The 24,792-nt window shown below is 34.4% G+C and carries 21 protein-coding genes; 9 read left to right on the top strand and 12 right to left on the bottom strand.

Going from position 1 to position 24,792, the window contains the following annotated elements; translation table 11 throughout:
• The first annotated feature begins 111 nt into the window (after positions 1-111).
• The 3 genes from AsFPU1_RS04110 to AsFPU1_RS04100 all read left to right on the top strand — a co-directional run bounded on the left by AsFPU1_RS04110 (position 112) and on the right by AsFPU1_RS04100 (position 5,417).
• Positions 112-2,580, top strand: a complete 2,469-nt coding sequence (locus AsFPU1_RS04110; RefSeq protein ID WP_124977503.1) for an HD family phosphohydrolase — start codon at positions 112-114, stop codon at positions 2,578-2,580.
• A gap of 317 nt (positions 2,581-2,897) precedes the next feature.
• Positions 2,898-4,070 (top strand): S-layer homology domain-containing protein, encoded by a 1,173-nt coding sequence (locus AsFPU1_RS04105; RefSeq protein WP_438357540.1) that lies wholly within the window; start codon positions 2,898-2,900, stop codon positions 4,068-4,070.
• Positions 4,071-4,364: 294 nt separating this feature from the next.
• Positions 4,365-5,417, top strand: a complete 1,053-nt coding sequence (locus AsFPU1_RS04100; protein ID WP_124977499.1) for a D-alanine--D-alanine ligase family protein — start codon at positions 4,365-4,367, stop codon at positions 5,415-5,417.
• A gap of 220 nt (positions 5,418-5,637) precedes the next feature.
• Here AsFPU1_RS04100 and AsFPU1_RS04095 read toward each other — a convergent pair whose 3' ends face one another.
• The 4 genes from AsFPU1_RS04095 to AsFPU1_RS04085 all read right to left on the bottom strand — a co-directional run bounded on the left by AsFPU1_RS04095 (position 5,638) and on the right by AsFPU1_RS04085 (position 9,059).
• On the bottom strand, positions 5,638-7,026 hold the full coding sequence (locus AsFPU1_RS04095; protein WP_124977497.1) for an esterase-like activity of phytase family protein: 1,389 nt from the start codon (positions 7,024-7,026) through the stop codon (positions 5,638-5,640).
• Between the two features lie 192 nt (positions 7,027-7,218).
• Entirely contained in the window at positions 7,219-7,353 is a 135-nt protein-coding gene (locus AsFPU1_RS23280; protein WP_265415792.1) for a hypothetical protein, read from the bottom strand.
• Positions 7,354-7,506: 153 nt separating this feature from the next.
• On the bottom strand, positions 7,507-8,697 hold the full coding sequence (gene lhgD / locus AsFPU1_RS04090; protein WP_124977495.1) for an L-2-hydroxyglutarate dehydrogenase: 1,191 nt from the start codon (positions 8,695-8,697) through the stop codon (positions 7,507-7,509).
• A 47-nt stretch (positions 8,698-8,744) separates the two neighbouring features.
• On the bottom strand, positions 8,745-9,059 hold the full coding sequence (locus tag AsFPU1_RS04085) for a DUF1825 family protein (protein WP_124977493.1): 315 nt from the start codon (positions 9,057-9,059) through the stop codon (positions 8,745-8,747).
• Positions 9,060-9,355: 296 nt separating this feature from the next.
• Between AsFPU1_RS04085 and AsFPU1_RS04080 the strand changes: the two genes are divergently transcribed.
• The gene (locus AsFPU1_RS04080; RefSeq protein WP_124977559.1) at positions 9,356-9,766 is read left to right on the top strand and encodes an NINE protein; all 411 of its coding nucleotides are present in this window, start codon (positions 9,356-9,358) and stop codon (positions 9,764-9,766) included.
• A 5-nt stretch (positions 9,767-9,771) separates the two neighbouring features.
• Positions 9,772-10,311 carry a ComEA family DNA-binding protein gene (locus tag AsFPU1_RS04075; protein WP_124977490.1) on the top strand — a complete coding sequence of 180 codons (540 nt, stop codon included), beginning with the start codon at positions 9,772-9,774 and terminating at the stop codon, positions 10,309-10,311.
• Positions 10,312-10,788: 477 nt separating this feature from the next.
• Here AsFPU1_RS04075 and AsFPU1_RS04070 read toward each other — a convergent pair whose 3' ends face one another.
• Positions 10,789-12,414, bottom strand: a complete 1,626-nt coding sequence (locus AsFPU1_RS04070; RefSeq protein ID WP_124972238.1) for an IS1634 family transposase — start codon at positions 12,412-12,414, stop codon at positions 10,789-10,791.
• A 226-nt stretch (positions 12,415-12,640) separates the two neighbouring features.
• Between AsFPU1_RS04070 and AsFPU1_RS04065 the strand changes: the two genes are divergently transcribed.
• Positions 12,641-13,117: an SRPBCC family protein gene (locus AsFPU1_RS04065; protein WP_124976438.1), complete on the top strand. Its 477-nt coding sequence runs from the start codon at positions 12,641-12,643 to the stop codon at positions 13,115-13,117.
• 173 nt (positions 13,118-13,290) lie between these two features.
• On the opposite strand, the gene AsFPU1_RS04060 is transcribed toward AsFPU1_RS04065, so the two are convergent.
• Positions 13,291-13,500 (bottom strand): hypothetical protein, encoded by a 210-nt coding sequence (locus AsFPU1_RS04060; RefSeq protein WP_124976436.1) that lies wholly within the window; start codon positions 13,498-13,500, stop codon positions 13,291-13,293.
• A gap of 131 nt (positions 13,501-13,631) precedes the next feature.
• Positions 13,632-13,910, bottom strand: coding sequence for an RNA-binding regulator (gene rbp / locus AsFPU1_RS04055; RefSeq protein ID WP_124976434.1), 279 nt, complete (start codon positions 13,908-13,910; stop codon positions 13,632-13,634).
• 268 nt (positions 13,911-14,178) lie between these two features.
• Here rbp and AsFPU1_RS22445 point away from each other — a divergent pair, with 268 nt between their 5' ends.
• Complete coding sequence (locus tag AsFPU1_RS22445; RefSeq protein ID WP_172957544.1) at positions 14,179-14,328, top strand: hypothetical protein; 150 nt, start codon at positions 14,179-14,181, stop codon at positions 14,326-14,328.
• A 154-nt stretch (positions 14,329-14,482) separates the two neighbouring features.
• Here AsFPU1_RS22445 and AsFPU1_RS04050 read toward each other — a convergent pair whose 3' ends face one another.
• The 5 genes from AsFPU1_RS04050 to AsFPU1_RS04030 all read right to left on the bottom strand — a co-directional run bounded on the left by AsFPU1_RS04050 (position 14,483) and on the right by AsFPU1_RS04030 (position 20,340).
• Entirely contained in the window at positions 14,483-14,962 is a 480-nt protein-coding gene (locus AsFPU1_RS04050; RefSeq protein WP_124976432.1) for an HmpF-related protein, read from the bottom strand.
• Between the two features lie 33 nt (positions 14,963-14,995).
• Positions 14,996-17,719 carry a valine--tRNA ligase gene (locus tag AsFPU1_RS04045; RefSeq protein WP_124976430.1) on the bottom strand — a complete coding sequence of 908 codons (2,724 nt, stop codon included), beginning with the start codon at positions 17,717-17,719 and terminating at the stop codon, positions 14,996-14,998.
• Positions 17,720-17,818: 99 nt separating this feature from the next.
• Positions 17,819-18,031, bottom strand: a complete 213-nt coding sequence (locus tag AsFPU1_RS04040) for a type II toxin-antitoxin system HicA family toxin (RefSeq protein ID WP_124976443.1) — start codon at positions 18,029-18,031, stop codon at positions 17,819-17,821.
• Positions 18,024-18,230, bottom strand: a complete 207-nt coding sequence (locus AsFPU1_RS04035) for a type II toxin-antitoxin system HicB family antitoxin (RefSeq protein ID WP_124976428.1) — start codon at positions 18,228-18,230, stop codon at positions 18,024-18,026. Before AsFPU1_RS04035 ends, AsFPU1_RS04040 begins: the two co-directional genes overlap by 8 nt.
• A 145-nt stretch (positions 18,231-18,375) precedes the next feature.
• Positions 18,376-20,340 (bottom strand): sodium:solute symporter family transporter, encoded by a 1,965-nt coding sequence (locus AsFPU1_RS04030; RefSeq protein WP_124976426.1) that lies wholly within the window; start codon positions 20,338-20,340, stop codon positions 18,376-18,378.
• Between the two features lie 258 nt (positions 20,341-20,598).
• Here AsFPU1_RS04030 and AsFPU1_RS22945 point away from each other — a divergent pair, with 258 nt between their 5' ends.
• Both AsFPU1_RS22945 and AsFPU1_RS04020 read left to right on the top strand, forming a co-directional pair.
• The gene (locus AsFPU1_RS22945) at positions 20,599-23,688 is read left to right on the top strand and encodes a hypothetical protein (protein WP_227875705.1); all 3,090 of its coding nucleotides are present in this window, start codon (positions 20,599-20,601) and stop codon (positions 23,686-23,688) included.
• A partial coding sequence (locus AsFPU1_RS04020) for a helicase (RefSeq protein WP_125061048.1) occupies positions 23,676-24,792 on the top strand: 1,117 nt, incomplete at its 3' end. The genes AsFPU1_RS22945 and AsFPU1_RS04020, both read left to right, overlap by 13 nt.

Below are 24,792 nucleotides of genomic sequence, written 5' to 3'. Positions count from 1 at the left end.
CTTGATATTATTTTTATAAGGTTTACGTCTGTTTAACAGATACCCTAGTTTAATTTAGGGACTTATCGATAACTCTTTAAAAACTCTTGCGTTTCCCTAACCTCACACATAATGAAGACACTTGAATTTTTAACGCAACATCTGGAGAAATGGCGACGAAATTACCAAAATCGTCATCAATTTCCCTTGAAAACGGTTAATCCTTCAGCGAAAAAACCTAGTATTAGAGTGAATCATTCCCCTAATATGCTCGAAAAATTACATGGTTGTGTCCCCATCCGCAAAATTCATCCCCCTTTAATGTGGGGGTTAACGGTGGTGTCTCTTACGAGTGTTATTGGTTATCGCTTCTACAACCAACCCCAACTATCAGTAGGAACGGTTTCTCCCATCACTATCATAGCTCCCCAAGACGGAACCTTTCAAGACCCCAAAACCACCGAAGAAAAACGTAAAGAAGTCCGTACAGGTGTTATCCCAGTATTACAACGAGATGTGGAATTAACGAACCAACTGACTTTAAACTTAAGTAATGCGATCGATCAAATAGACTTATTACGAGTTCAAACAGCCCCTTTTCCTTTCTTTAATGTTGGGGTTCTTTCCTTATCCATTCAACAATATTTACGCAGTTGTCCTGAACAAGATTGGCAAATGATTGTTAAAGCAATAACTACCAATCAAGGGGCTGATCTCTTATCTAAGAATAGCTCAGATTTACAACCAACCATAAAAAATGCCCTCAGACAACTCAATAATTATCGTAAAACAACATCAGATGACAACTTTAACATCCTATTAACAAAAATTAACCAGTCCCGTAATAACTATGCTAGTGCCATTCTCAAAAGTTCTACCTTTAAAACCTCTGGTCTGACCCCAAAATTAACCCTAGATTTCCTCAATTTAGATGATTCTACCTGGAAAAAAAGCAAACCTATTCTCAGACAAACCTTACAAAGAATTTTGACCCAAGGAATTCCGGCTGGAATGCCTGACTATATTCACAGAGATATTCTTAACATTCAACTACAAGGAATTTTATCCTCTCCGGCAAAAGAAACAGCCACAGAATTATTGATGGCTATCTTGCAAAATCAACATAATTTAACCGTCGATAAAGAAGAAACCAAACGACGGGCCGAACAAGCCGCTCTTGCCATAGAACCTGTTATTGTAGAAATTAAAGCAGGAGATGTCATTGTCGAAGCCAGAAAAACCATTACCCAAGAAGAATTTGTCCTCCTCGATAGTTTTGGGTTAAGTCGTCGGGGAACCAATTGGTTAGGGTTAGGAGTTTCTGCTATTCTAGTGGCTGGCTCAATCACCATCTTCTGTGTGGTAACAAGGCGCATTCATCGTCCCATGCGTCGTCGAGATCATTTACTCATATGTCTATTGAGTTTAAGTACCCCTCTGTTAGCGATTTTTAATCTTGGCTATACTAATTTACCGGCGGTGGGTCTACTTACGAGTAGTTTTTATGGACCAACTTTAGCTATTACCCAAGTGCTTCTCTTAAGTGGATTGTCTACCTTTGCGGCTAGTACAATTAATTGGAGTTATATTATAGCGGGAACTGCCGGAGGTTTATTAGCCGCTTTAATCGCGGGGAAATTGCGCTCACGGGATGAATTAGCTGGCCTTGGGGGAGGAGTAGGCCTAATTCAAGGAACCCTCTACTTTTTTAGTTATTTAATTGTTGCACCTGTGGCCGCCACCATTTGGTCGGCTGTCTTACCGGGGGCCATGGTTTATGGGTTATCAGGATTTTTATGGAGTGTAATGGCCCTGGGTATCTCTCCTTATTTAGAACGTATTTTTGACTTAGTTACCCCTATTCGTCTGGTAGAATTAGCTAACCCTAATTGTCCTCTATTACAACGATTGGCGACAGAAACCCCTGGAACCTTTCAACATACTTTATTTGTAGCTTGTTTGGCTGAAGCGGCGGCCCGAGAATTGCACTGTAATGTAGAATTAGTTAGAGCCGGAACTCTTTATCATGATATTGGCAAAATGCACGACCCTTTGGGCTTTATTGAGAATCAGATGGGGGCCCCCAATAAACATGATGAAATTAATGATCCTTTCCAAAGTGTAGAGATTATTAAAAAGCACGTAAGTAAAGGTTTAGAAATGGCTAATAAATATGGTTTACCACGAGTCATCCGCGATTTTATTCCTGAACATCAAGGGACTTTACTGATTTCTTATTTTTATTATCAGGCTAAACAAGAAGCTGAGCGTAAAGGAAGTAATCCCATTCCTGAAGAAGAATTTCGTTATTATGGACCTGTCCCTCAGTCACGAGAAACAGGTATTGTCATGTTAGCTGATGGTTGTGAGGCTGCTTTACGTTCCTTAAAAGAAGCCACTCCAGAAATGGCTTTAGGCATGATTCAGAAAATTTTTAAGGCCCGTTGGCGTGATGAGCAATTGTGTGATTGTGGCATTAAATATGAGGAATTACCCATTATTGCTGAAGTTTTTGTTAAAGTTTGGCAGCAATTTCATCATCAACGTCTTGTTTATCCCAAAGGTGCTTTAGAACATCAACGAACGGCAAAGGCTAATTAAATTATAAATTATGAATTATGAATTATGAATTATGAATTATGAATTATGAATTATGAATTATGAATTATGAATTATGAATTATGAATTATAATAGATATCGACCGAACTTAACCTCAAAGCCTTGTATCATCAAGGTAAAATCTGGGCTTTTGGAGATGTCTAATAAACAATGGGTCATGGAGAATGAACAATTAACAATGAATAATTCTAGGAGTTACGCACTCAGATACGAACTTTTCTATTATGACTTTAATTATGACTACCTACTTAAATTCATAATTCATAATTCATAATTCATAATTCATAATTTATAGATGATGAAAAATTTAATGAGTTGGGGTTTTTTATGGTCTTTAGTGGCTTTATTAAGTTCTTGTAGTGGCACTAAAGAATTAGAGGGTCGTTTGGCCCCTAATCCTGAATTATCCCCTAATTCGGAAACAAATAACCCTTCTGCATCCCTACTGCCTAATAATTTTCCCACTACTATTCCTATCTATCCTAAAGCCACTTCGCAAGAAAATCCCGAAGGTCTTACACCTGAAAAAGGTCTGACTCGTTGGTCATCTTCTGATTCTATCAAAGCGATCGCTGATTTTTATCAACAACAATTCCAGTCAACCCCCTGGAAAATTGTAGAACCTTTTTCATCTAACCCACAAGATAAACCTTTAATTGTTCAGGGAAATGGACTAGAAATTAAAATTTCTTTTTTGAATTCTGCCGACTCAAATACAGAATTTACTCTCGAATATCAAGCTGTTAAAAACTCAACCCCATCAACAGTTAAATCTTCTCCTAATCTTTCCCCTTCTACTCTGGAAGTGGTTAATTTTTCTGATCTCGATACTGTTCCTGAACCTTTACGTTCTTCGGTACAAAATTTAGCCAGTTTAGGCATTTTAACCCCTGATAAAACTGGCGATAATGTTTTTAATCCTAATGGACCTATTAGCCGTCGAACTTATGCTAAATGGTTGCTAAATGCTCATAATAAATTTTATGAAAATGCCCCAGAAAAACAAATTCGTTTAGGCTTAAAAACTGCTCAACCTGCTTTTGGAGATGTTCTTGCCAAAGACTCAGATTTTGAGGTAATTCAAGGCCTAGCTGAAGCGGGCTTAATTCCTTCTAGTTTAACAGGAGATACTAGCACTACTGTTTTTCGTCCTGATGCCCCATTAACGCGGGAAGATTTAATGACCTGGAAAGTTCCTTTAGACACAGGTAAAGCATTGCCCAAAGCGTCTATTGATGGGGTTAAAGAAACGTGGGGATTTCAAGATACCGCTAAAATTAATTCTAAAGCATTACAAGCCTTATACGCCGATTTTCAGAATGGAGAAAAAGCTAATGTTCGCCGAGTATTTGGTTATACAACCCTTTTTCAACCGAAAAAAACTGTCACTCGTGCTGAAGCTGCCGCTACTTTATCTTACTTTGGTTATCAAGGAGATGGTGTCTCAGTAGAAGATATTTTACAAAAATAATACTCCCTTCTTTCAACAATGAACAATGAACAATTTGGGCTTATTGTTCGAGGATTTTATCAGAGAAAATTTGGTTTTACCGGACAAGTTATGCTAAACTAATAATTAATAAAAGGCTAAAGCCTTATCCTATAAAAACGAAGTCCACCTTCGTGGACTGCCATTATAGGTTGCGTAGGCAACCTTTGTTTGTATAGCTTAACTCTGAGCGAGTTAAGGTCTTTTATTTGTAATAATTTAACATAACTTGTCCGGTAGAACCATCAAAAACAAAAACGGGAAAGGAACGACGAAATGAGTAAGTTACGGGTTGGGTTATTGTTTGGGGGACGTTCAGGAGAACATGAAGTTTCCATTAATTCTGCAAGGGCGATCGCTACAGCTTTACAAACAGGGGATAATCAGAGCAAATATGAGGTATTACCCGTTTATATCCCCAAAAACGGGGTTTGGCAAGCCTCAGAAGTAGGACAACAGGTTTTAGAGACGGGAACTCCTTTAGTCTGTGATGATAGTAACCCTCAACAATTATGGGATTTTCCCCCAGAAGTTAAGACGGTTGATGTCTGGTTTCCCATTCTTCATGGCCCTAATGGAGAAGATGGCACAATACAAGGGTTATTAACCTTAATGCGGGTTCCTTTTGTCGGTAGTGGGGTCTTAGGGTCATCTGTGGGGATGGATAAAATTGCCATGAAAACGGCCTTTGCACAAGTTGGATTACCTCAAGTTAATTATAAGTTTATTGAGCGATCGCAGGTCTGGTCAAATGCTTGTGTTTTCCCGAAACTTTGTGATGATATTGAACAATCTCTGGGTTATCCTTGTTTTGTTAAACCTGCTAATTTAGGGTCATCGGTGGGTATTGCTAAAGTGCGATCGCGTTCAGAATTAGAAAGTGCTTTAGATAGTGCGGCCAGTTATGATAGACGCATTGTTATTGAAACGGGAGTGACTGCTAGAGAGGTAGAATGTGCGGTTTTAGGTAATGATAACCCGAAAGCGTCGGTTATTGGCGAAATTACTTATGATAGTGATTTTTATGACTACGAAACTAAATATACGGATGGACGGGCCCAGTTACATATTCCGGCCCAACTTCCTGATAATATTATCACTCAAATTCAAGAAATGGCTATTGAAGGATTTAAAGCAATTGACGCTTCAGGATTAGCTAGGGTAGACTTTTTTTATGTAGAAGCAACTCAAGAAATATTTATCAACGAAATTAATACTTTACCAGGGTTTACTGCTTTTAGTATGTATCCTCAACTTTGGGAAGCAAGCGGAATTAAATTTCCTGAATTAGTTGATCAATTAATTCAACTAGCAGTAGAAAAAGCGTAAATAATCTGTCATTGCAAGAGGACGTTTTTGCTTCTACCGGACAAGTTATGCTAAATTATCACAAAGAATAGACTTTAACTCGCTCAGAGTTAAGCTATACAAACAAAGGTTGCCTACGCAACCTTTAATGGTTGTCCGCGTTCGTCAGACTTTGTTTCTATAGAATAAGGCTTTAACCTTTTATTCATTATTAATTTAGCATAGTAAGTCCGGTAGAACCTTATTCTGACTTTCTTTGATGTTTAATCATCAAAAATAATCCTAAACCTCCTAATAATAATAATCCCACCAATGAACTTGATTCAGGAACAGAGACAGAAACTAAAATAAATTCATTATTGTCTGCTTGTCCTGGTGTACGACCAACACTAAAAGGAAAATTATTATCATTAACGAGTAACAAGGTATTTTTATTAATGGGTAAAACTGACTCAATAGTTACAAAAGGAAAGGTAAAAATTCCGTTCGTGGTTCCGTTACCTCCCAGATTATTAGGATCATCAATATTTAACAGATCAACTAATAAATCTTTCTTGACAAATCCATTACCATCTACTTGATTAATATCAATTTTGTAGAGACGTTTAAACTGTGCAGGATTAGTAAAAGCAGGATTATTAGGATCGCCCTGTCTTCCATCTCGTTCAATGACAATAAATTCATTGTCACTAATAGCAGTTAATTCACCAATAGCGTGTGAAGTATCTTCCAAACGATAATTAAAGGACTTTCCGGTAAATTGTTCCGTAGTCAAATCAAACTCATAAATTAACAGGCGATCGCGTTGAGAATCAGAGGTTAATGGCCCTTCTAAAAGAGGATATAATTTAGTACCACTAGGATTAATTGCCAGTCCTTCAAACCCTCTAGAACGACCTAAATTAGCCGTTGTTAGATTAGGATTATCAGGGGATTGTACAAAAGGATTTGCATCGAATCCTAACACATTAGGAACGGATATAGGAGCTTTTAAAAGTTGTCCTTCGCTGCCAAAATGTAATAAGAATGGCCCCAATTCATCTCCTACCCAAAATGTACCATCAGACGCTTGACGGAAAGATTCAATATCAAAATCTGCCCCTGTTAACCAACGATTATTTTTGATATTAGCATCAACAGGAATCGCTGAATTAGGATAATTAACTAAATCAGCAACAATAAGAAATCCCGCTTTATTATCCCGATCATTTAATTGTAAGAAACTCTCATTAGTAAAACTAGCTAATCTGTCTCCAGTTTGCCAATTTGCGGCAAATACTTGACCCGTATTAAAATCTAGTTCAACCCCATAAAAACGCAGCACAGAATCAGCAGAATTTGCTTTACTTCCAAATCCATTATCTTCGAGTACGCGATAAGTATTTGGTTTAAGTCCAGGTAAAATAGAAGAAAATCCTTGTACGGGTTCTTGGTTAACAAAAGGAGGAATAAACCCATTACTAGGAGTAATAAATTGTCCTGATGTTGGTCCAGGTGCGAAAGTATTAGCAGATAAAACTGCCCTACCAACTAATTGAGTTGCTAAAGCATTAGATGAGGTAAAAATTGAGCCTAAAATCAATGAAGTCGCAGTTAGACTATATTTTAAACAAAACGAAAATTTTAACATGAACTCCTCATAGATTAAAAGTAATAAAAGTCCAGGAAAAGTATAAACGCTACCTATTAAATATTGATTAAGTTTTGTTTGTTATTTGTTAAAATAATCTCATTAGGACAGAGAAGTAGTAATGAAATCAAAATAATTATTAACTTACCTTGTCATAGCTGAATGGTCACTATTAGTAGGAACCATTTTTAGTTAAAACTCATTAGTATGATTGTTGATTAAATCAACAATTTTACCTTTCATTATGGTCACACAATCAATTACAGAATCAATCGGAACAGCTAACAATAAATAAGTTTCAATATCAGCATTTACTAAGATCTTCATAAATTATGCGTCTATTTCACTGATATTTTTTCGAGTTATTTGAGGTTTTTTAGTTGCGGCAGGTTGATCAGTTCCTAAAAGCTGACGCATTTCTTCACCTGTTCCTTAGGATAAGGCTTTAACCTTTTATTAAATATTAGTTTAGCTACATTTCTAAACTAATTGAGGAATTTGTGACACAATAGATTTACCAATTTCTAAGGAAGCAGTAGCAGCAGGAGAAGGCGCATTACAAACGTGCATGGCATGTTTATCTTGTATAATTAAAAAATCATCAACTAACTTACCATCTGCCTTTAAAGCTTGCGCTCTTACTCCAGCTTCACAAGGTATAATATCATCTGCTGTAACATCAGGAATTAATTGCTGTAAACTGTTAACAAATGCGGCTTTACTAAAAGATCTAATTATCTCTTTAATGCCCTCATCAGCGTGTTTAACGGCTAACTTCCAAAACCCAGGATAAGTCATCACTTCTACGAACTCTTTTAAATCAAAATCTGTCTTTTTATAGCCTTCTCTTTTCAAACTTAAAACCGCATTTGGCCCCGCATGAATACTACCATCAATCATACGAGTAAAATGTACACCTAAGAAGGGAAATTCGGGATTAGGAACGGGATAAATGAGTGTTTTAACAAAATATCGTTTTTCTGGCTTTAATTGATAGTATTCACCGCGAAAGGGAACGATTTTAGCTTGGGGGTCAACCCCTCCCATTTTAGCCACGCGATCGCTATATAATCCGGCACAATTAATGACAAAATTAGTATTAATAGTTCCTTGAGTTGTTTCTAATACTTTACCTTGTGGAGTATCAATAATTTGTGTTACTTTCGTATTAAAACGAATTTCTCCCCCTTGTAATTCAATTAGTTCAGCATATTTTTGACAGACTTTTTTATAATCGGTAATACCAGATGTGGGGACATAAATTCCTCCTAAACAACTAACATAAGGTTCTTTTTCTTTGACTTGTTCAGGTGTAATTTTCTGAACTTTTAAGCCATTTTCTAGACCTCGTTGATAGAGATTATCTAATAAGGGTAATTCTTTTTCTTGAGTGGCAACAATGACCTTACCACAAACATCATGAGGAATATCATATTTTTGGCAAAATTCTACCATAGACTGACTACCAGCACGGGTAAATTTTGCTTTAAAACTACCTGGTTTATAATAAATACCCGAATGAATAACCCCGCTATTGTGTCCTGTTTGATGATAAGCGACACCCGTTTCTTTTTCCAGAATGACAACAGAAGCTTGAGGATATTGTTTCCCTAAAGCCATCCCAGTAGACAGGCCAACAATTCCTCCACCAATAATGACAAAATCGTACATAATTGTTTATTAAAAAGATTTTTATTATTAGATTTTAATTCCCTGATTTATTGTATTTCAGATTTCATTCTTTCTAGAGTTACATTCATCTGATCAAACATTTGTTGAGGAGTAATTCCAAATTGACTCAATTGAGTTTTGAGTTGTTGAACCGTCATTTGAGCCATAAAATCTTCAGATAACTCAAAGCGTTTCATGAAAATTTTATAACGATCCATAAGTTCTTCCATTTTGTCAATAAAAATTTGTTTTCCTTGTCGATCGAATTTACCATATTCTCCTCCTAATTGCATCAGAGATTGATAGTCTTCAAATAATTTTTTTGCTTCTTGTTGAACAACTTCTGAATCAAAAAATCCCATGATTATCTTCCTTTTTTTGCGATGTAATATTAAGGAACTATCTGCTTAAAAACAGCCCTTAATTGTATTGTAAATCAGTTGAAAGCTTAGGGGAACTACGGTTTTCCGTATTAACAAAGGAGATAGAGATCAACAGATGTAGGTTGGGTTGAGGTGACGAAACCCAACACCCTCATGTTTGGGAAACATGGTATTACTCAATTAAAGTTATAGGTTTGGAACACCTCATGCTCAAAAGAGTCAAAGACGGTAAAGTAGATTTTAAATCCTCAACCCCACTTTTAGATTCAAACCTGATGTCATCCGTAGAAAAGCTAATCACTCAGCCAAAAAACCGTAAAATGGGGATAATACTGGCCTTAATTTGTACGGTTATCCCTTGGCCGATCGCAGGAATCCATAAATTTTACCTCGGACAACCCATTTGGGGGGTAATCTATTTTCTTTTATGGAATACTCCCATTCCTCGTATTGCTTGTGCGATTGATGCTGTGTGGTATTTTGTACAAGGAGAACAACAGTTTAACGCTCAATTTAATGGGGTTAATCTTCAACCGAATCTTCTCAATATTAACACCAGTCAACCTATACAAGTTGGGGCGATCGCCGAGGGTTTACGAGAATTAGATCGCTTACGAGAAGAAGGGTTAGTTTCTGATTATGAATTTGAACAAAAACGCCGTCAACTACTCGATCGCATTGCTTAAAACTCATGACATTTTCTGCTTGGACTAAAAAACTTAATCCCCAACGACAAGCTATTCGTCAGCGAATTCTTAATGATCCCTATTATCGTTTTTGTTCCTTAGAAGAAATAGAGATCGCGGCAGAATTAGGGGTTAAAATTGAAGTAAATCAAGCCACTATTGATGATTGGTTGAGATTACCAGGAATTTCTATTCATCAAGCCAGAACATTAGTTAACTTGGTAAGAATAGGTGTAGAATTACTCTGTATTGAAGACGTAGCCGCCGCATTAAGTATTTCTGTACAACCTCTTAATCCTTTAGTTCCCCTTCTTTCCTTTTGTTACTATGATCCTGATAGTTTGCTGACTCCTCAACGAATTAATCCTAATACAGCTACGATAGAACAATTAGAATCAATTTTCTTAATTGATATAATCTTAGCCCAAAAAATTGTTAATAATCGTCAAGAAAATGGTAATTATAAGAACTTAGTAGATTTCCAAAAACGATTAACCTTAGACGGGCAAATTATAGCTCAATTAATGCACTATCTTCAATTTTGAAGATGACTCCATTGATTCCAAGAACCATCATAATTTAAAACACTGGGATAGCCTAATAAATATAAATCCATGATTCTCACGAAAAAACTAGATCAATCCGCCCTGCTATGTGTAATTAATTTTGTTTAAGTGGTGATAAGTAAAGCTTATGATTCGTAGGGTGGATTAGACGCGGCAACAATTTTGACCGGAAAACTAATAAGTTTTTGTCCGCGTCGTAACCCAGGATGTTAAACTTAGATTCCGCACTTCAAAATGTAGTATTAAAAAATACAGAGCTTTGAAAAGGCAAAAAATTCAGATGGAATAAAGAAAAATTCTCAATCCATCAGATGTTTGGGTGAACTTATCAAATTTAGAATATTTTAACTCGTTGAAAATTAGAAGAAGTCACCACAAACAGAGGAGTATTTCCCCTCCTCTGTGAATATTATTCAACTCTTATCGATTTATTCTTTTTGTTGTATTTGCTTAAAATTATAGATAATATTTTTGACAAGATGCGGGCAAACAACTTAAAATAAAACGTCTTTCTTCCGTTAAATTAACAATCTGTTTTACTTCGTTTAAAATTACAAAATGAATCCCTTGGAAACATTGAAACATCCATCTCAATGTAGGACGCTCTGTTAATTTACCAACTTGATTTTTGACTCCTACCTTGGCTCTTTTTAAACACTTTCTTAGTTCTCTTTGTCCCAAGTTATACAGGAGCAAACAGAAAGACATCAAAAATAACATTGTCTCTATTCTTTCCGGTTTCTCGACAAAAAAACTATCGGCAAAAAATAAAGGATCTTTCAAGAATCGAAATCCTCTTTCAGAAGATTGCTGATTTTTATAAGTTATGAGAATTTCAGTCGGCTCTAATTTATTTTCCTCTACTAAGTTAGTCGCTAAAATAAATCTCCCTGATTCTTTAGTTCTTTTAGCTATCTCTTCATTATTTTTCTGAGCCAGACCAACAATTTTATAAATCGTTTCATTTTTCTTAGAGCAAGCTTCAATAAGTTCAACTTCTATTATTTCAAAAAATCTCAGTTTTTTGTTAATGGCTTTTAATTTATATCTAGCAGATTGGGGATGCTCAAATTCTTCAGATTGTAATTGTTTAAGAAGTTTTTGGCATTTATCTTCTTCTTGTTTGAGTTGTTTTTCTAGTTTCTCTAAGTCACTTTTTTGTCTTTTTTCACTTGATACTATTAACCAAGTTTGCTTGATTCCACCATAAGTTACTATTTCCTCTTTCCAAGTATAACCTTCTAAATGTAGGTGACTTCTTTTCTTTTTTTCGTCATCTGTTATTTCTTCTATTTCTACATTTTGTATTAATTCTTTCGCTTTTTTGAGGGTCATTGGAACCCTAGTTATCCATTTTAAATGTTGGATTAGTTTGAGATTTTCTTGACTATATAAAGCACTATCACAGACCATGATACTGTCAAACTCTATTTGTTTTTTAAATTCTACTAAGATTTTTCCAAATACGGCTTTGTCAGCCTCATTTCCATCTCCAACTCTGACAAATAAGGGTAAGTCTCCATCTTGGGTTGTTATTAAGTCTAAAACGCATTGTTTTAAGTCTGGTCGATGGTCACGAGAGTATCCTTTCTTAATAAAAATTGGTCTTTCTTTTATAATCTTTTCTTCTTGCTCTTTCTCGTATTTTTCTTCACTTTTATATTCTCCATCTAGATGGAATGATGTGGCATCTAAATGGGAATATTTAATCTCTATTTCAAATTTATTTATAACTTCTAAGATAACTTCTATAAAGAGATTATTTAGTCCATATTTATATAATTCATCCATGACTCTCCCAATTTTATCATCATTTATATAATTAGGTTCTATTCCTTCTCCTAATAATTTTTCGACGGCTTTATCTTCAAAAAATTGGCTAAATAAATATAGGGGTCTTGAGACAAATCCTAGTCCATTGATGAGAATGGACTTAACTACCGTGCCTGCTGAGATTTTTTCTCTGACATCTATTCCTAATTTATTATTGATTATTTTGACTATTCCTATTTCATCAATTAATCCGGCTACTATGCCTAAATGGTCTATATTTTTAACTTCTATTTCTTCTAGATAAGACACTTTTTCGTTTTTCTTTATGGTGGATAACTCAAACAATTATCTCATCTTTTTGCCTCATCTTCTTTAAGCAATTATACTTAGAACAAATTAGAAAAGACTGTAGTATTTAATACTACTTTTTTGAAGTGCGGAATGTGGGTTAAAGATTGTAGCTCCGACATACATTTTATACTAAGATATCGGGAGAACCCCAAGGTTTAAGTAAATTGAATAGATATTAAGTAATATGCTGACTTTCCAATATACAACTCTCATTAATGCACCGATTGAAACCGTTTGGCAATTTCATGAAAGATCAGATATTTTAGTTTTATTAACACCTCCTTGGCAACCTGTACAAATCATCAAAAGAGAAGGGGGTTTAGGAGTCGGGGCAATCTCCGAATTTCGTTTATGGTTAGGGTTTATTCCTATTCGTTGGTTAGCCCATCATATTGAGTGTAACCCACCTTATTTATTTGTGGATCGTCAAGAAATTGGCCCCATGGAATCATGGGTACATCGTCATGAATTTGTCAATGAAAATGGGCAAACTCGTTTAACGGATAAAATAGAATATGAAATCCCTGGAGGATTGATCGTAGAATTTTTAATAGGATGGTGGGTAGATTCTCGTCTTAAAGAAATGTTTCGTTATCGTCATGAAGTCACGCAACGCGAATGTGATGAGGTGGTCGCTACGCGCACTTTCGGTGGAGGGTAATGGGGTGAGGAGACTGTCTCAACTAACAATATTAGGGAAAAAATCAATAAATTTCTTTTCTATGTAAAAAACGTACGAAAACAAGTTCATTCACTAATAATATTTTTAATTTTCAATAATAGCTTTTGCAATCGTTTTTAAGTCTTTAGCAAATTTGGACTCAAATCGGACATTCATTCTACTTGACCATCAAGAATTGCCAGAACTTCGTCTTCAGATACAAATTCATTCTTTCTTCCCTCAACGATAGCATTCCCTAGACCAATTTCTTCTAAGGCTTCTAAAACAATTTCATAAAATACTTCTCGTTTAGATTGCATCATTTCTATTAAAATCTCGGTGAGAAGTTCTTTAGTTTTTTTTTCGTTAATTAGAGATTCCATCGGGTTTAATTTTTGATGTTAAGGTAGCTAGATTATAACAAATTTCAAATACTTGGTAATCTCAAAAAAAGAAGACTCACCCAAAACGGATGAATCTCTTGTATTTTTTGATTCTAATATTCAATCATGCGTTAATTAAAGCTATTTCTTTGACCACGACCGCCTTCTTCGCGGGGACGAGCTTGATTCACTTTCATTGAACGTCCCATCCACTCAGCACCATCAAGGGTCTCAATGGCGGTAGATTCTTGCGCTGGTGTGTCCATTTCCACAAAGGCAAATCCTCTCGCACGACCTGTTTCTCTGTCTGTGGGGACATGAACTCGCTTGACTGAACCATATTCTGCAAAGACAGAACCAAGCTCAGCTTCTGTTACCTCATAAGAGAGGTTTCCTACATAAATTGACATAAATTGTCTCTATTGCTATTTGAATTGTGGAGATTGAGATTTCGGAGAGAAACGTACCAATACTTAACGGAAAAATCTGTCAATTATATAACTTACTCTTGTACCGATCTTTAATGCTCGATTCCCATCATAACATCTTTTTGAGCATCCGCACAAACAAATCGATTAAACAAGGGGAGTCAATCATTGAAAGTGTCAAGACAATGACATGAAAAAGACACATCTAACTATTAACTTAATAAAGAAGAACTTCAAATATAAAATCCTCATGAAACTTACAACTATTATCAACAGTGTGGCTATCCTTATTTTTCTGAGTGGTTTTGGGGCCTTATTTCACAAGATTCAAACCGCTTCTTTGTCTAATCCTTTTGTGAACAATACCGTCGCACTGACTCACAGAGAAACTGATTATTAAGGGGCTAGGAATTAAAAAATCTCTCTAAATTACTTTGTGGAGTGACGACCCAAACACTCCACACCTAAGTAAAATACAAAGTTCTCATTAATAAAGCTGAGTTCGACTTCCCTGTTCTTTGACCTCATCAATATTTAATTTATCCGAATTAAACTTATTCAGACTCATCTTCTAATGCTTTTAGTTTTTCCCAACGACTTTCTAATTCTTCCCGTTCCTGTTTTAACTTAGTTTCTAATTCTTGAATTTGTTCTGTATGGGTTTCTAATTCTAATTGACGACGAGTTAAATCGAGACTTTTAGCTGTCATTTCTTGTCGCCATTGTTCAATTCTTTCCTGTTCTTGTTTTACCCATTCGGGTGTAATCACTTCATTGGTTAGATAAGTATCAATTAAACTAATAATCCAATCTTTTGCTTCATAAATTTTTACTATTTGCTGATTTTCTTCTAGTTCAATTAACACTAAAACTCCCTCTCCTAAAGCGATTGCCGCTTCACGGGAGATAATGGGTGAGTCACTCATCTGCGAGTAACTCACATCCCAGAGATATTGAGACTTTTGGCGTGCCAGCAACTGAAGTTCCCTCTCGCCTGAAGTCGGATTCTTTTTAACTTGAGCCAAGTGCAACATAGCAAATAAAGAATTCAGGGGTGGCTTTAGTTATTATTTCAGACGTTGCAGACGTTCCCGTAAAATTTCAGCTTGTTTTTGCGCCTCTGCTAAGGTATCCCTTACACTTTGAACAACCTCTTGGGGGGCTTTATTAACAAAACCAGGGTTGTTTAGGCGACCGCTTAAGGCTTTTACCTCTGCTTCAATTTTACTCAATTTCTTCTCTAGTTTAGCCTGTAAACTGGCAATATCTACAACACCCGACAGAGGAATTAACGCCTGTATGGTTCCGACGACTCCGGCAATTACTTGTTCCGTCTCTTTTTCTAATTGGGAGGTAATGGTTAATTTTTCCACTTTTCCTAAGTCTTTTATGTAATCTTGACCGGATTCTAGGATCAACCGTTCTTGTTCATTTTCACTCTGTAATATTACTGAAACCTTGACTCCTGGTTTGATGTCCGCTTCGGCCCGCAGGTTACGTACAGTACGAATAGTCTCAAATAGTTGACTAAATGATACTTCTAATTCTGGATTAATTAAAGTTTCATCAACTACTGGATAACATTGTAACGCAATAAATTTATCTGTAGTTTGGGTGAGGGTTTGCCAAATTTCTTCGGTAATATGAGGCATAAAGGGATGGAGTAACTTTAGTGTACCATCTAACACATAAGCTAAGGTTTGTTGAGCAACTTTACGGGATGGTATATCTTGCCATAAACGAGATTTTACCAGTTCAATATACCAATCACAAAAATCTCCCCAAATGAATTCATAAAGTCCTTTAGCTGCTTCTCCTAAGCCATAAGTTTCAATATCTTGTCTGGTTTGTTTTACCACTTGATAATAACGGGAAAGTAACCAGCGATCGCATAATTCTAATTGCTCTAAATCTGGTGTTCCCAAAGTTTGGGGGGTTTCTCCTTTCAAATTCATCATAACAAACCGAGCAGCATTCCACAGTTTATTGGCAAAATTTCGGGAAGCTTCGACAGATTCAGATTCATCTGTTTGGCGATCATATTGTAAGCTAATATCTTGTCCGGCCCCTGCTACTTCCTTAATTAAAGTATAACGTAAGGCATCGGTTCCATACTTAGACACTAATATTAAAGGATCAATCCCATTATTAGCAGATTTGGACATTTTTTTGCCGTTTTCATCCCGCACCAACCCATGAATATAGACATCTTGGAAAGGCATTTGATCGGTAAAATATCCGGCCATCATGGTCATTCTGGCTACCCAAAAGAAGATAATATCAAATCCTGTTACTAGGGTACTGGTGGGATAATAAGTTTTAAAGTCTTCTGTATTTTCGGGCCATCCTAAAGTTGAAAAGGGCCACAAACCGGAAGAAAACCAAGTATCTAAGACATCGGGATCTTGTTCTAATTTAACATTTTTGCCGTATTTTTGTTGGGCTTTTTCTAGGGCTTCTGTTTCATTATCTGCCACAATAAACGGTGTATGATCGGTAATTGTGTTGTTAGTTTCACTGATGACATACCAAGCAGGAATTTGATGACCCCACCATAATTGACGAGAAATACACCAATCTTTTAATTTAATTAGCCAATCTCGATATACTTTTGTCCAACGTTCCGGCACAAATCGAGGAGAATTTTGTTCGTCTAAAAACTTTAATGCTTTTTGAGAAAGGGGGTCAATTTTTACAAACCATTGAGTTGATAATAAGGGTTCAACGGGAACTTTTCCTCTATCACTATAAGGGACAGCATGACGATATTCTTCAACTTTAATTAAATAACCATCTTCTTCTAACTTTTTAACAACATTTGTACGAGCAATATAACGGTCTTGTCCAGCAAAAATTCCTGCATTTCCGTTTAAAGTGCCGTCCTTATTCATAATATTAATAAAGGGCAAATTATGACGATTTCCCATCTCAAAATCATTGGGGTCATGGGCCGGTGTAACTTTCACACAACCAGTCCCAAATTCAGGGTCAACTAATTCATCACCAAAGATAGGAATTTCTCGCCCTACAATTGGTAAAGTAACGGTTTTACCGATTAATTTTTGGTATCGTTTATCATTAGGATTAACCGCTACTCCTGTATCTCCTAACATAGTTTCAGGTCGAGTTGTTGCTACTTCTACAGAACCACTACCATCAGTTAAGGGATAACGAAAATGCCATAAATGTCCATCAACTTCTTTACTTTCAACTTCTAAATCTGAGACTGCTGATAAAGAAGCGGGACACCAGTTTACTAAATAATTACCACGATAAATTAATCCTGCTTCATAGAGTTTTACAAAGGCAGTTCTAACAGCTTTTGATAACCCTTCATCGAGAGTAAATCGTTCCCGTGACCAGTCCGCAGATAGACCCATCCGCTTTAACTGATTAACAATTGTACCGCCAGATTCTTCCTTCCATTGCCAAGCTTTTTCTAAGAATTTTTCCCGTCCAATATCATAACGGGTTTTGCCTTCTGCTTTTAACTGTCTATCAAGAATTGTATGAACTGCAATACTCGCATGGTCAGTTCCGGGGAGACAGAGGGTATTATAGCCATCCATCCGATGATATCGTACTAGCACATCCATGAGACAATCTTCAAAAGCATGACCCATGTGCAAACTTCCCGTAACGTTGGGGGGTGGGATAACAATACAGAACGTTTTCCCATTGTGGCTATTATCCGCTTTAAAGACTTGATGGGTTTCCCAAGCGGTTTGCCATTTGGTTTCGGTAGTTTTGGGGTCGTATTGAGGCGGTAATTCGGGTATATTTGCAGTCATGGACGATCAAAATAGGGGTGTCTGTCGTTATCCTTATTCAGATTATAATAGATTAAGTCTAAAGTTCTAAAAAATAGGCTTTCAGCAATATTTTATTAATTATAAAAGTTTTTTGAATTCTTCAATTGTCATACCTGGCCCTTTTATAATTGTTCCCATTGTATAGGCATTAATGGGATTTGCTCTAGGAATTGTAATGATCTTTTCTCCATCTGTCATGGTAATATGTTTACCTTGTCTGGCCAGATAAAATTCTGCTTTTTCAAATGCTTTAATTGCCCGTTGATGATTAATTCCTGATAATTTAGGGATAATTAACTTCAACTTCTACATAACAAGACTCTTCATCTTGTTTAAGCTGTTCCTGAACAAACAAGTACGATTCTATTGCATCTTTAATATTGTTTAAAGCTTCTTCTTTTGTTTCTCCTTGAGAACAACATCCAGGCAAGTTTGGACACCAAATAGCATATCCTTCATCGGTCTTTTTTAGGGTGACTTTATAACGCATATTGTTCCTCTTGTCAATAAATCTATAGCATTTCCATATTATTATTCTAACAAAATTCAAATTAAAAAGCCTGGGTCGCCAGGCTTAGTTTATCTAGTCTAGAGTCTTTATACGGAAGTAATTTTAATCAATAAGTCAGTAAAGGTTAGGAAGAAATTTTCTCAATCTCCTTCAATTTTTCTTTTTTGTTATCTTTTAATGATTGTTTGATGATAGGACTTAACCAAGTAAAATACAAGGCAATGGATAACAAGAAAAATACTAAACTTAAGATTTTAATATTTTCCCAATTCTTCATCATAATCATCATTCCTAGCAAGAACATACATAATTGCCAAGGAACAGCAATAAATGTGGATATGATATCAAATTTATGCTCTCTCGTTAAACCTTTACTAAATTCTCCCCAGAAGCCAAAAGGTTTCGTTATATTATAAAAATTTTCTACAACTTTTTTATCAGTTTTATGTTCTTCAGGTGTAGCATAAGTGCCAATAATACAACCTAATAAAGAAAAAATAGCCGGGACAAAAAAGAGAATATATTCTTGATTTTGAAGATTATTTGTTAAGGGTAAAATAACCGCTTTAGTAAGGATAGCTGCTATCATTCCTCCTAATGTACCCCAAGCAAACCCATAACCATTAAATTCCCACCAATACCAGCGTAATAATAAAGGAATTCCTAATCCAACTCCTAACCCCAAAGATAACCAACCCCAAATTTCATTAATATTACTCAAATTAAAGCTAAAAACTAATCCAGTAGCAACAATTAAAAGAGAAGCTAAACGACTTTGAAAAACTAATTTTTGATTCTGTTCTTCAAGGGACATTTGATTACGTCGAGAGGGATTATTTTTGAGGACATAAGGTTCATAAATATCTTTTGTCCAATAAGCAGCACTCGCATTAATAATTGAGGAAAAGGTTGACATCGCTGCTGCCATAAAACAAGCCACTAATAATCCTTTTAAACCTGTGGGAACATAGGTGTTTATAACAATAGGTAAGATTAATTCAGGGTCAGTAATAGGCGAACTATGGGTTAAACCATAGTGAATACCTAACATAGCAAAAGCAGCAATTAGGGGCCAACGAAAGGACATAGAAATAATCCAAAACAGGGATAAAAATGCCGTTGCTTTTTCATCTTTCGCAGCAAAATATCGTTGTGCCATATATCCACCTGCCCCACTACAGCCTTCAATAACTGTTTTTAACAGGTAAAACGAAATGACACCACCAAACAAATTAAAAATAGCATAATCTCCTGGTAAATCTGCGGTAAAAGGTGGATAAATATGACTCCAATCTGCAAAATTCCAATTTTTAATAATGAAACTGTCACCATTAGGAATTGATACAGAAAATGTCTCAGGTAGTGTCACAGTTGTCCAAGATAACCAAGAAATATAAATCACAGCAACAAGGATTAATAAACCTTGAAAAACATCTGTCCAAATTACTCCACTAAAGCCACTAGCAATGGTATAAACTGCAGCTAAAACCACTAATAATATGGAAGCAAAACGATCATCAATTCCCATTAAAGTTCCGATAAATTTACCGCCACCAATGGAAAAATAACTCATTGCCCCAATAGAAAATACTATATTAGAAACGGCACTAATAAGACGAGCAAAATCTCCCCCTTTGCCTTTTCCAAAGCGGAAAATCATCCATTCTGCCGTCGTCATTACTCGTCTTTCTTCTCCATTTTCAGTAATAACAGCCCTTCTCGTCCATTTTCCCATGAAAATCATTAAAAATGCCATGATTAGCACAATTCCACCCCGAATTTCAATAAAGAAGCCTTGAGTTCCCAAAGCATAAACCAGGGCAGCAATAACCATTGTTCCGGCAATATCCACATTAGAAGCCATTCCTGAAGCCCCTAACGCCCACCAGGGGAAGTTTCCTAAGTGATAGTCTTCTAAACTTTGTTGATCATCATTTGTGCGTAGTGAATGCCATAAACCAGGAATATCTTTTTTATTAAACAAGAAATAACTAATATCTTTTCTTTTGCGAAATAAAAGGGGCATAAAGCCAATAATCAGAGTCATAATTAAGTAAAATAAGATAATGAGATAATCAATAGGTTGCATAGGCTTTGGAGGATAAGGTAATTAGGGCAGAACTATAACATTCCTAGTGTCAATTAGTCAAGGTATATCGATTAATAGATATTTTTTTAGATCACATTTAGACGATTTTTTGTTCTTGATGTTCTCAATCGTTATAAATCTTGACATTCTGATGATAATTTTAGCTTCAATTTTGGGTACTATAACTATAGCGTGATCCATAAACTTATTAATGGGTGATGAAAGATTATTGTTTATTTACATATTGGTTACAAAAAAATGACAAATTCTGGAAGTAATTTGAGAGAAGATGGTAACAATTTAGTTAAATTAAATTATAGTGATATCTTAAACAAGATTATTGAAGTGTTACAAAGTGATAAATCTGAGGAACTTTTTCAAGTGTCTGATGACGGTAAACGACTTCTAATGAATGTTGATGAAATTGCTTATCAAGTTGCTTGCTTACCTATTGAAAGTCTTTTTACGGGAAGAACTTCTGGGACAAAATGTGCTTCTATTAACTTTTTAAAAGGTTTAGAAACTCAATTTAGTGAGCAACTTCATACTATTCAAGATAGGGTAAAATTTTTATTAGAAGAAGCTTTACCCAAACAAGAAAATCAAACATTATCAATTCAAGAGTATATAAATATCATAGCAACGCCTTTAACAAATTTAAAAGTTACAGAGCAAAAGTTTAGTGAAACAATAAATAAAAAAGAAATCAGCTTTAATTACCCTTTTGAAAAACAATATACAAATTTACAAAAGCAACGGTTAACACTTCCTAAAGATAATTTAACTACCTCTCCATTATTAAGGTTGCATAAATTGACAATAACTATCAAAAAACCAACGATTTTTGTCACTGAGTTAAAAAACAGTCTACAAAATTATATTAACAACGAAGAGCGATTTAATGAGGATGAAAGAGAAACTTTACAAGATATTTTAGATGGACTATTTGAGAATCAAGAACAAGAAGGTAATCATATTTTTTTACTGAAAAAACTGATGACAGAAGAAGCTTTAGGTAAACTCAAAAAAACAGCAAGTATTAAATATTTAGAATTTTTATACAAACAAGTTAAACATGAAGAAAATGCTATTTATCTTAAAGATTTAATTAGAAGACTTAAGATCATAGAACAGTATATTAATGATGAAAATAAACCTGATAATTATTATAAAGTGTATTATCAAGGGGTAGAAGTTGATTATCAAGAGTTTTTTAATAATTCCTATGCTTTTGATAAGTTACCAATTATTCCTCAAATAGAAGGTTATTTAGGAGAAATTAATGATCATGAACAGGAGAAACAAGAGTTTATCTATGGACTTAAACTAAAATTAAATGGACAAGTACAAACTGCTGGAGGTATGAATTCTTTTGACTATCATCTTAGTCATCTTGATCTAGATACTAAAGAAAATAAAGCAAAACTTGATAACGAGATTGAGAAAGAAAGATTAATCAAAAAAGTCTTAAGAATTGTCTTTTTATATTGTTTGGTTTTTAATTCTCGTAGTAATCCTTTAGACGATAAGTATGATCGATCTTCAGAATTAAATTATAATCCAATAATATACTTTGAACAAGTTATTTTGCCTATTTTAAAAAATGCTAATGATCTAGACAAAAAAAGTTTATTTCTAGATATAATAGAAGGATTTAAACTTTATAATGTTTCAGTTAAAATTGACAGACTTAAAGTTCTTTTAATAAAGTTTATGAAAGATAAAAAAATATTTAATTCTCAAACATACCCACTTAAGATTAGTGTTAGTACGGCAATTTTGGAAAACGATATTGACAATATTGAAAACACCATTAGCTTATTTAAACCAATCTTAAACATTAAGCAAGCTTTAAAATATATTTCAGTTAATGATTCTCCTGTTAATCCTCAGTCCCTATGTAGTCTTGCCGTTGATATAAAAATCAATGATATTCAATACTTTCCTACTGAAGAAGAGCAAAAATTTAGCATGAATTATGATTTACGAGGAATAAAAACTATACCTATTCTTTTATTTCCCCAAGAAAATAAATGTAATCAAATTTTCCAACAGATTTGTCTGACAAACAATATTATTTATTTTTCTTATAACTATCAACGTCTTAAACAAAACATTTTTAATAAACTAGATAACAATAATGCTTTTTGTTATCAACTAACTTTTTCCTTATTAACCTATCTTAGCCTTAAATCTTTACTTGATGACTACAAACCTCAGTTATTTATCTCTTTATTACGTTTTCATTTAACGACAAAAGATGATGCTTCACCAGAAGAAACATTTATGCGCTCTTTTTCTTATATATTATCCCATCTTTTAAATGAAAAGAACCGTTTTAGCACTCAAGGAATTAATGTTAAAGCTCTGAAACAATATAAAATAAAGAATAGTTTAAGTTCTCTTTATTCTATTATCCCTAAAGTATTTAAGTTTAATAATTATACTCCTCAGTTAGATAAATTAGCGATTATTGTTGTTTGTAGTCGAGAATGCGATCGCCCGTATAAAAATGGTTACAAAATTTCTAATATGATGGGAGAGGTTATTTGTCTATATCGTCAACCAGATAATACTATTCGACTGTATAATCAGGGAACATTTTCTAGTAATTATGGTAGTGAAAAGATCCATAAGTATCCCGATGTTCTTTTTGATAAAGTAAATGAACTTTATAATAAAGGATATCGTCACTTTTTATATATTGCTAAATCTCCTTACTCTAATTATGTCAATATCACAGGAACAGATAGAGAGTTATTTTTTATGTCTCCTGATATTATTCAAGGTTTAAAGAGAGACAGAAAAGATATAAAAATTTATCCCGTTTTCTTTGATAAATATTATGTCCTCAAACTTCAAGAACCCAAGGTAACTTCACTTTATATTCAAGATGTTTCAGAATTAACACAATTAGTTAAGGATATTAAAGATTCTAGTCAAAAATCAATTGTATTTTTTAACTTGTTTAATGGTATGACAGTTCCAGGGGGAGAAAAATATTATAATGGAGTCATATCCTATACAACGTTCTTAAATATTTATGATGAAATTGAACATGAGACAGATATTCACACAGGATTAATAGATGATGGTAAACTTAAAAATGATCTCTTCAATTATTTAACTCTGTTCCACTTTTCTCGATATGAAGCAGCATCGGGAAAAATAAATTTAAAATTAGACCCTTATGAACAAATAATTGGGGAAAAATCTGTCGGTGCATTATCAATATTTAAACATAGTAATAGCAACATTGACTTTAATTGTCTTGCCTTTTTGACAGAAGTGAGAAGATTTTTAAACATTAACCCAGATAATGAGGAAACAGAATCATGTCAAAGTTAGGAGAAAAGTTAGGTTTTTTGTTTGAGGTTGGATTTAATATCGGATTACTCACTTATATCAAACAAAACAACATTAAAAATAGCTTTGGTGACTTATACTCTCAAGATTTGCAACAGCTAAAGTTCTCTAAAATCATCAAAAAAATAGCTGATAGTGAAGGAGTTATGAATGAGTCAGATCGAAAGATTATTAAAAAGTGGGTACTTTTTTTCTTACAAAAATCTTTTTTGTCAGGACTTAATTTGTGCCAAGAGTACCTGGAGGCCATTCCTGTTAAAAAACGTAATTATAAAGATTTAGAAATTCTCTATTATCAGTGTTATTTTCATGGTGATAATAGTTTAGGAACTTATAATAATAAAGGAGAAATAGAGGGATATAAAGCAGTTATTTCTCAGTTAAAAGATGTTGAACATATTGATCAATACAAAAAGACAGGAGAATTTTTAAAAGCAGATACTCTCATGCTAATTCAATATGAGAATAAATGGCATATTTTATGTATAGATTACTCAATTTTTTCTATTCAAGAAATTTATCAGTTAGAAGATCTTCATAGTGTAGAAGTTTTTAAAAGAATCTTACTGAAAGAAATTAGTTATTTAAGAAAGAAAAGTATTTTTTCTAATTTAGGATTAGATAGTAAAAATCCAGGTATTCAATTATCTAAAAGTTTAGCCAATCATTACACTGCATTTGCGACCAAAGACAAAGAAAGTATCAAGATGATACAAGCAGGAAGTTATGCTTATAGTTTCTGGAAATTTCTTAGTTCCCATAATCTTCTGAGAGATGATATTTCTGTAACATTTAATATTATGGGATATAGCGATCGCGGTATTAGTTCCATGACGCTGACAGATACAAAAGAAAATATAGAAATCATTGAAACCTGTCATCATATTTATAAAAAAAAACCTCCAGTTCAAGAAATTTCGACTGCGCGAAGCAAGATTTTAGAGGTAATTAAAGTGAAAGGAGCAAACAGCTTTAACGAGGGAAAAAGTTTTTTAAATCAACTTTTAAATATTTCTAGTGATGGAATTACTTCTTTTGTTCATCAAGAGAAAATAGAAAATTTTTCTAGTCCCCTTTCTCCTATTT

It is taken from the genome of Aphanothece sacrum FPU1 (assembly GCF_003864295.1).
In the GTDB taxonomy this organism is placed as follows: domain Bacteria; phylum Cyanobacteriota; class Cyanobacteriia; order Cyanobacteriales; family Microcystaceae; genus Aphanothece_B; species Aphanothece_B sacrum.
The sequence above is the reverse complement of the archived record's forward strand: the minus strand, read 5'-3'. Positions and strand labels throughout refer to the sequence as shown.

Bases quoted from the DNA above. Each gene is read 5' to 3' on its own strand.
- AsFPU1_RS04110 (WP_124977503.1), top strand. From the start codon at position 112: ATGAAGACACTTGAATTTTTAACGCAACATCTGGAGAAATGGCGACGA.
- AsFPU1_RS04105 (WP_438357540.1), top strand. From the start codon at position 2,898: ATGAAAAATTTAATGAGTTGGGGTTTTTTATGGTCTTTAGTGGCTTTA.
- AsFPU1_RS04100 (WP_124977499.1), top strand. From the start codon at position 4,365: ATGAGTAAGTTACGGGTTGGGTTATTGTTTGGGGGACGTTCAGGAGAA.
- AsFPU1_RS04095 (WP_124977497.1), bottom strand. From the start codon at position 7,026: ATGTTAAAATTTTCGTTTTGTTTAAAATATAGTCTAACTGCGACTTCA.
- AsFPU1_RS23280 (WP_265415792.1), bottom strand. From the start codon at position 7,353: ATGAAGATCTTAGTAAATGCTGATATTGAAACTTATTTATTGTTAGCT.
- lhgD (WP_124977495.1), bottom strand. From the start codon at position 8,697: ATGTACGATTTTGTCATTATTGGTGGAGGAATTGTTGGCCTGTCTACT.
- AsFPU1_RS04085 (WP_124977493.1), bottom strand. From the start codon at position 9,059: ATGGGATTTTTTGATTCAGAAGTTGTTCAACAAGAAGCAAAAAAATTA.
- AsFPU1_RS04080 (WP_124977559.1), top strand. From the start codon at position 9,356: ATGTCATCCGTAGAAAAGCTAATCACTCAGCCAAAAAACCGTAAAATG.
- AsFPU1_RS04075 (WP_124977490.1), top strand. From the start codon at position 9,772: ATGACATTTTCTGCTTGGACTAAAAAACTTAATCCCCAACGACAAGCT.
- AsFPU1_RS04065 (WP_124976438.1), top strand. From the start codon at position 12,641: ATGCTGACTTTCCAATATACAACTCTCATTAATGCACCGATTGAAACC.
- AsFPU1_RS04060 (WP_124976436.1), bottom strand. From the start codon at position 13,500: ATGGAATCTCTAATTAACGAAAAAAAAACTAAAGAACTTCTCACCGAG.
- rbp (WP_124976434.1), bottom strand. From the start codon at position 13,910: ATGTCAATTTATGTAGGAAACCTCTCTTATGAGGTAACAGAAGCTGAG.
- AsFPU1_RS22445 (WP_172957544.1), top strand. From the start codon at position 14,179: ATGAAACTTACAACTATTATCAACAGTGTGGCTATCCTTATTTTTCTG.
- AsFPU1_RS04050 (WP_124976432.1), bottom strand. From the start codon at position 14,962: ATGTTGCACTTGGCTCAAGTTAAAAAGAATCCGACTTCAGGCGAGAGG.
- AsFPU1_RS04045 (WP_124976430.1), bottom strand. From the start codon at position 17,719: ATGACTGCAAATATACCCGAATTACCGCCTCAATACGACCCCAAAACT.
- AsFPU1_RS04035 (WP_124976428.1), bottom strand. From the start codon at position 18,230: ATGCGTTATAAAGTCACCCTAAAAAAGACCGATGAAGGATATGCTATT.
- AsFPU1_RS04030 (WP_124976426.1), bottom strand. From the start codon at position 20,340: ATGCAACCTATTGATTATCTCATTATCTTATTTTACTTAATTATGACT.
- AsFPU1_RS22945 (WP_227875705.1), top strand. From the start codon at position 20,599: ATGACAAATTCTGGAAGTAATTTGAGAGAAGATGGTAACAATTTAGTT.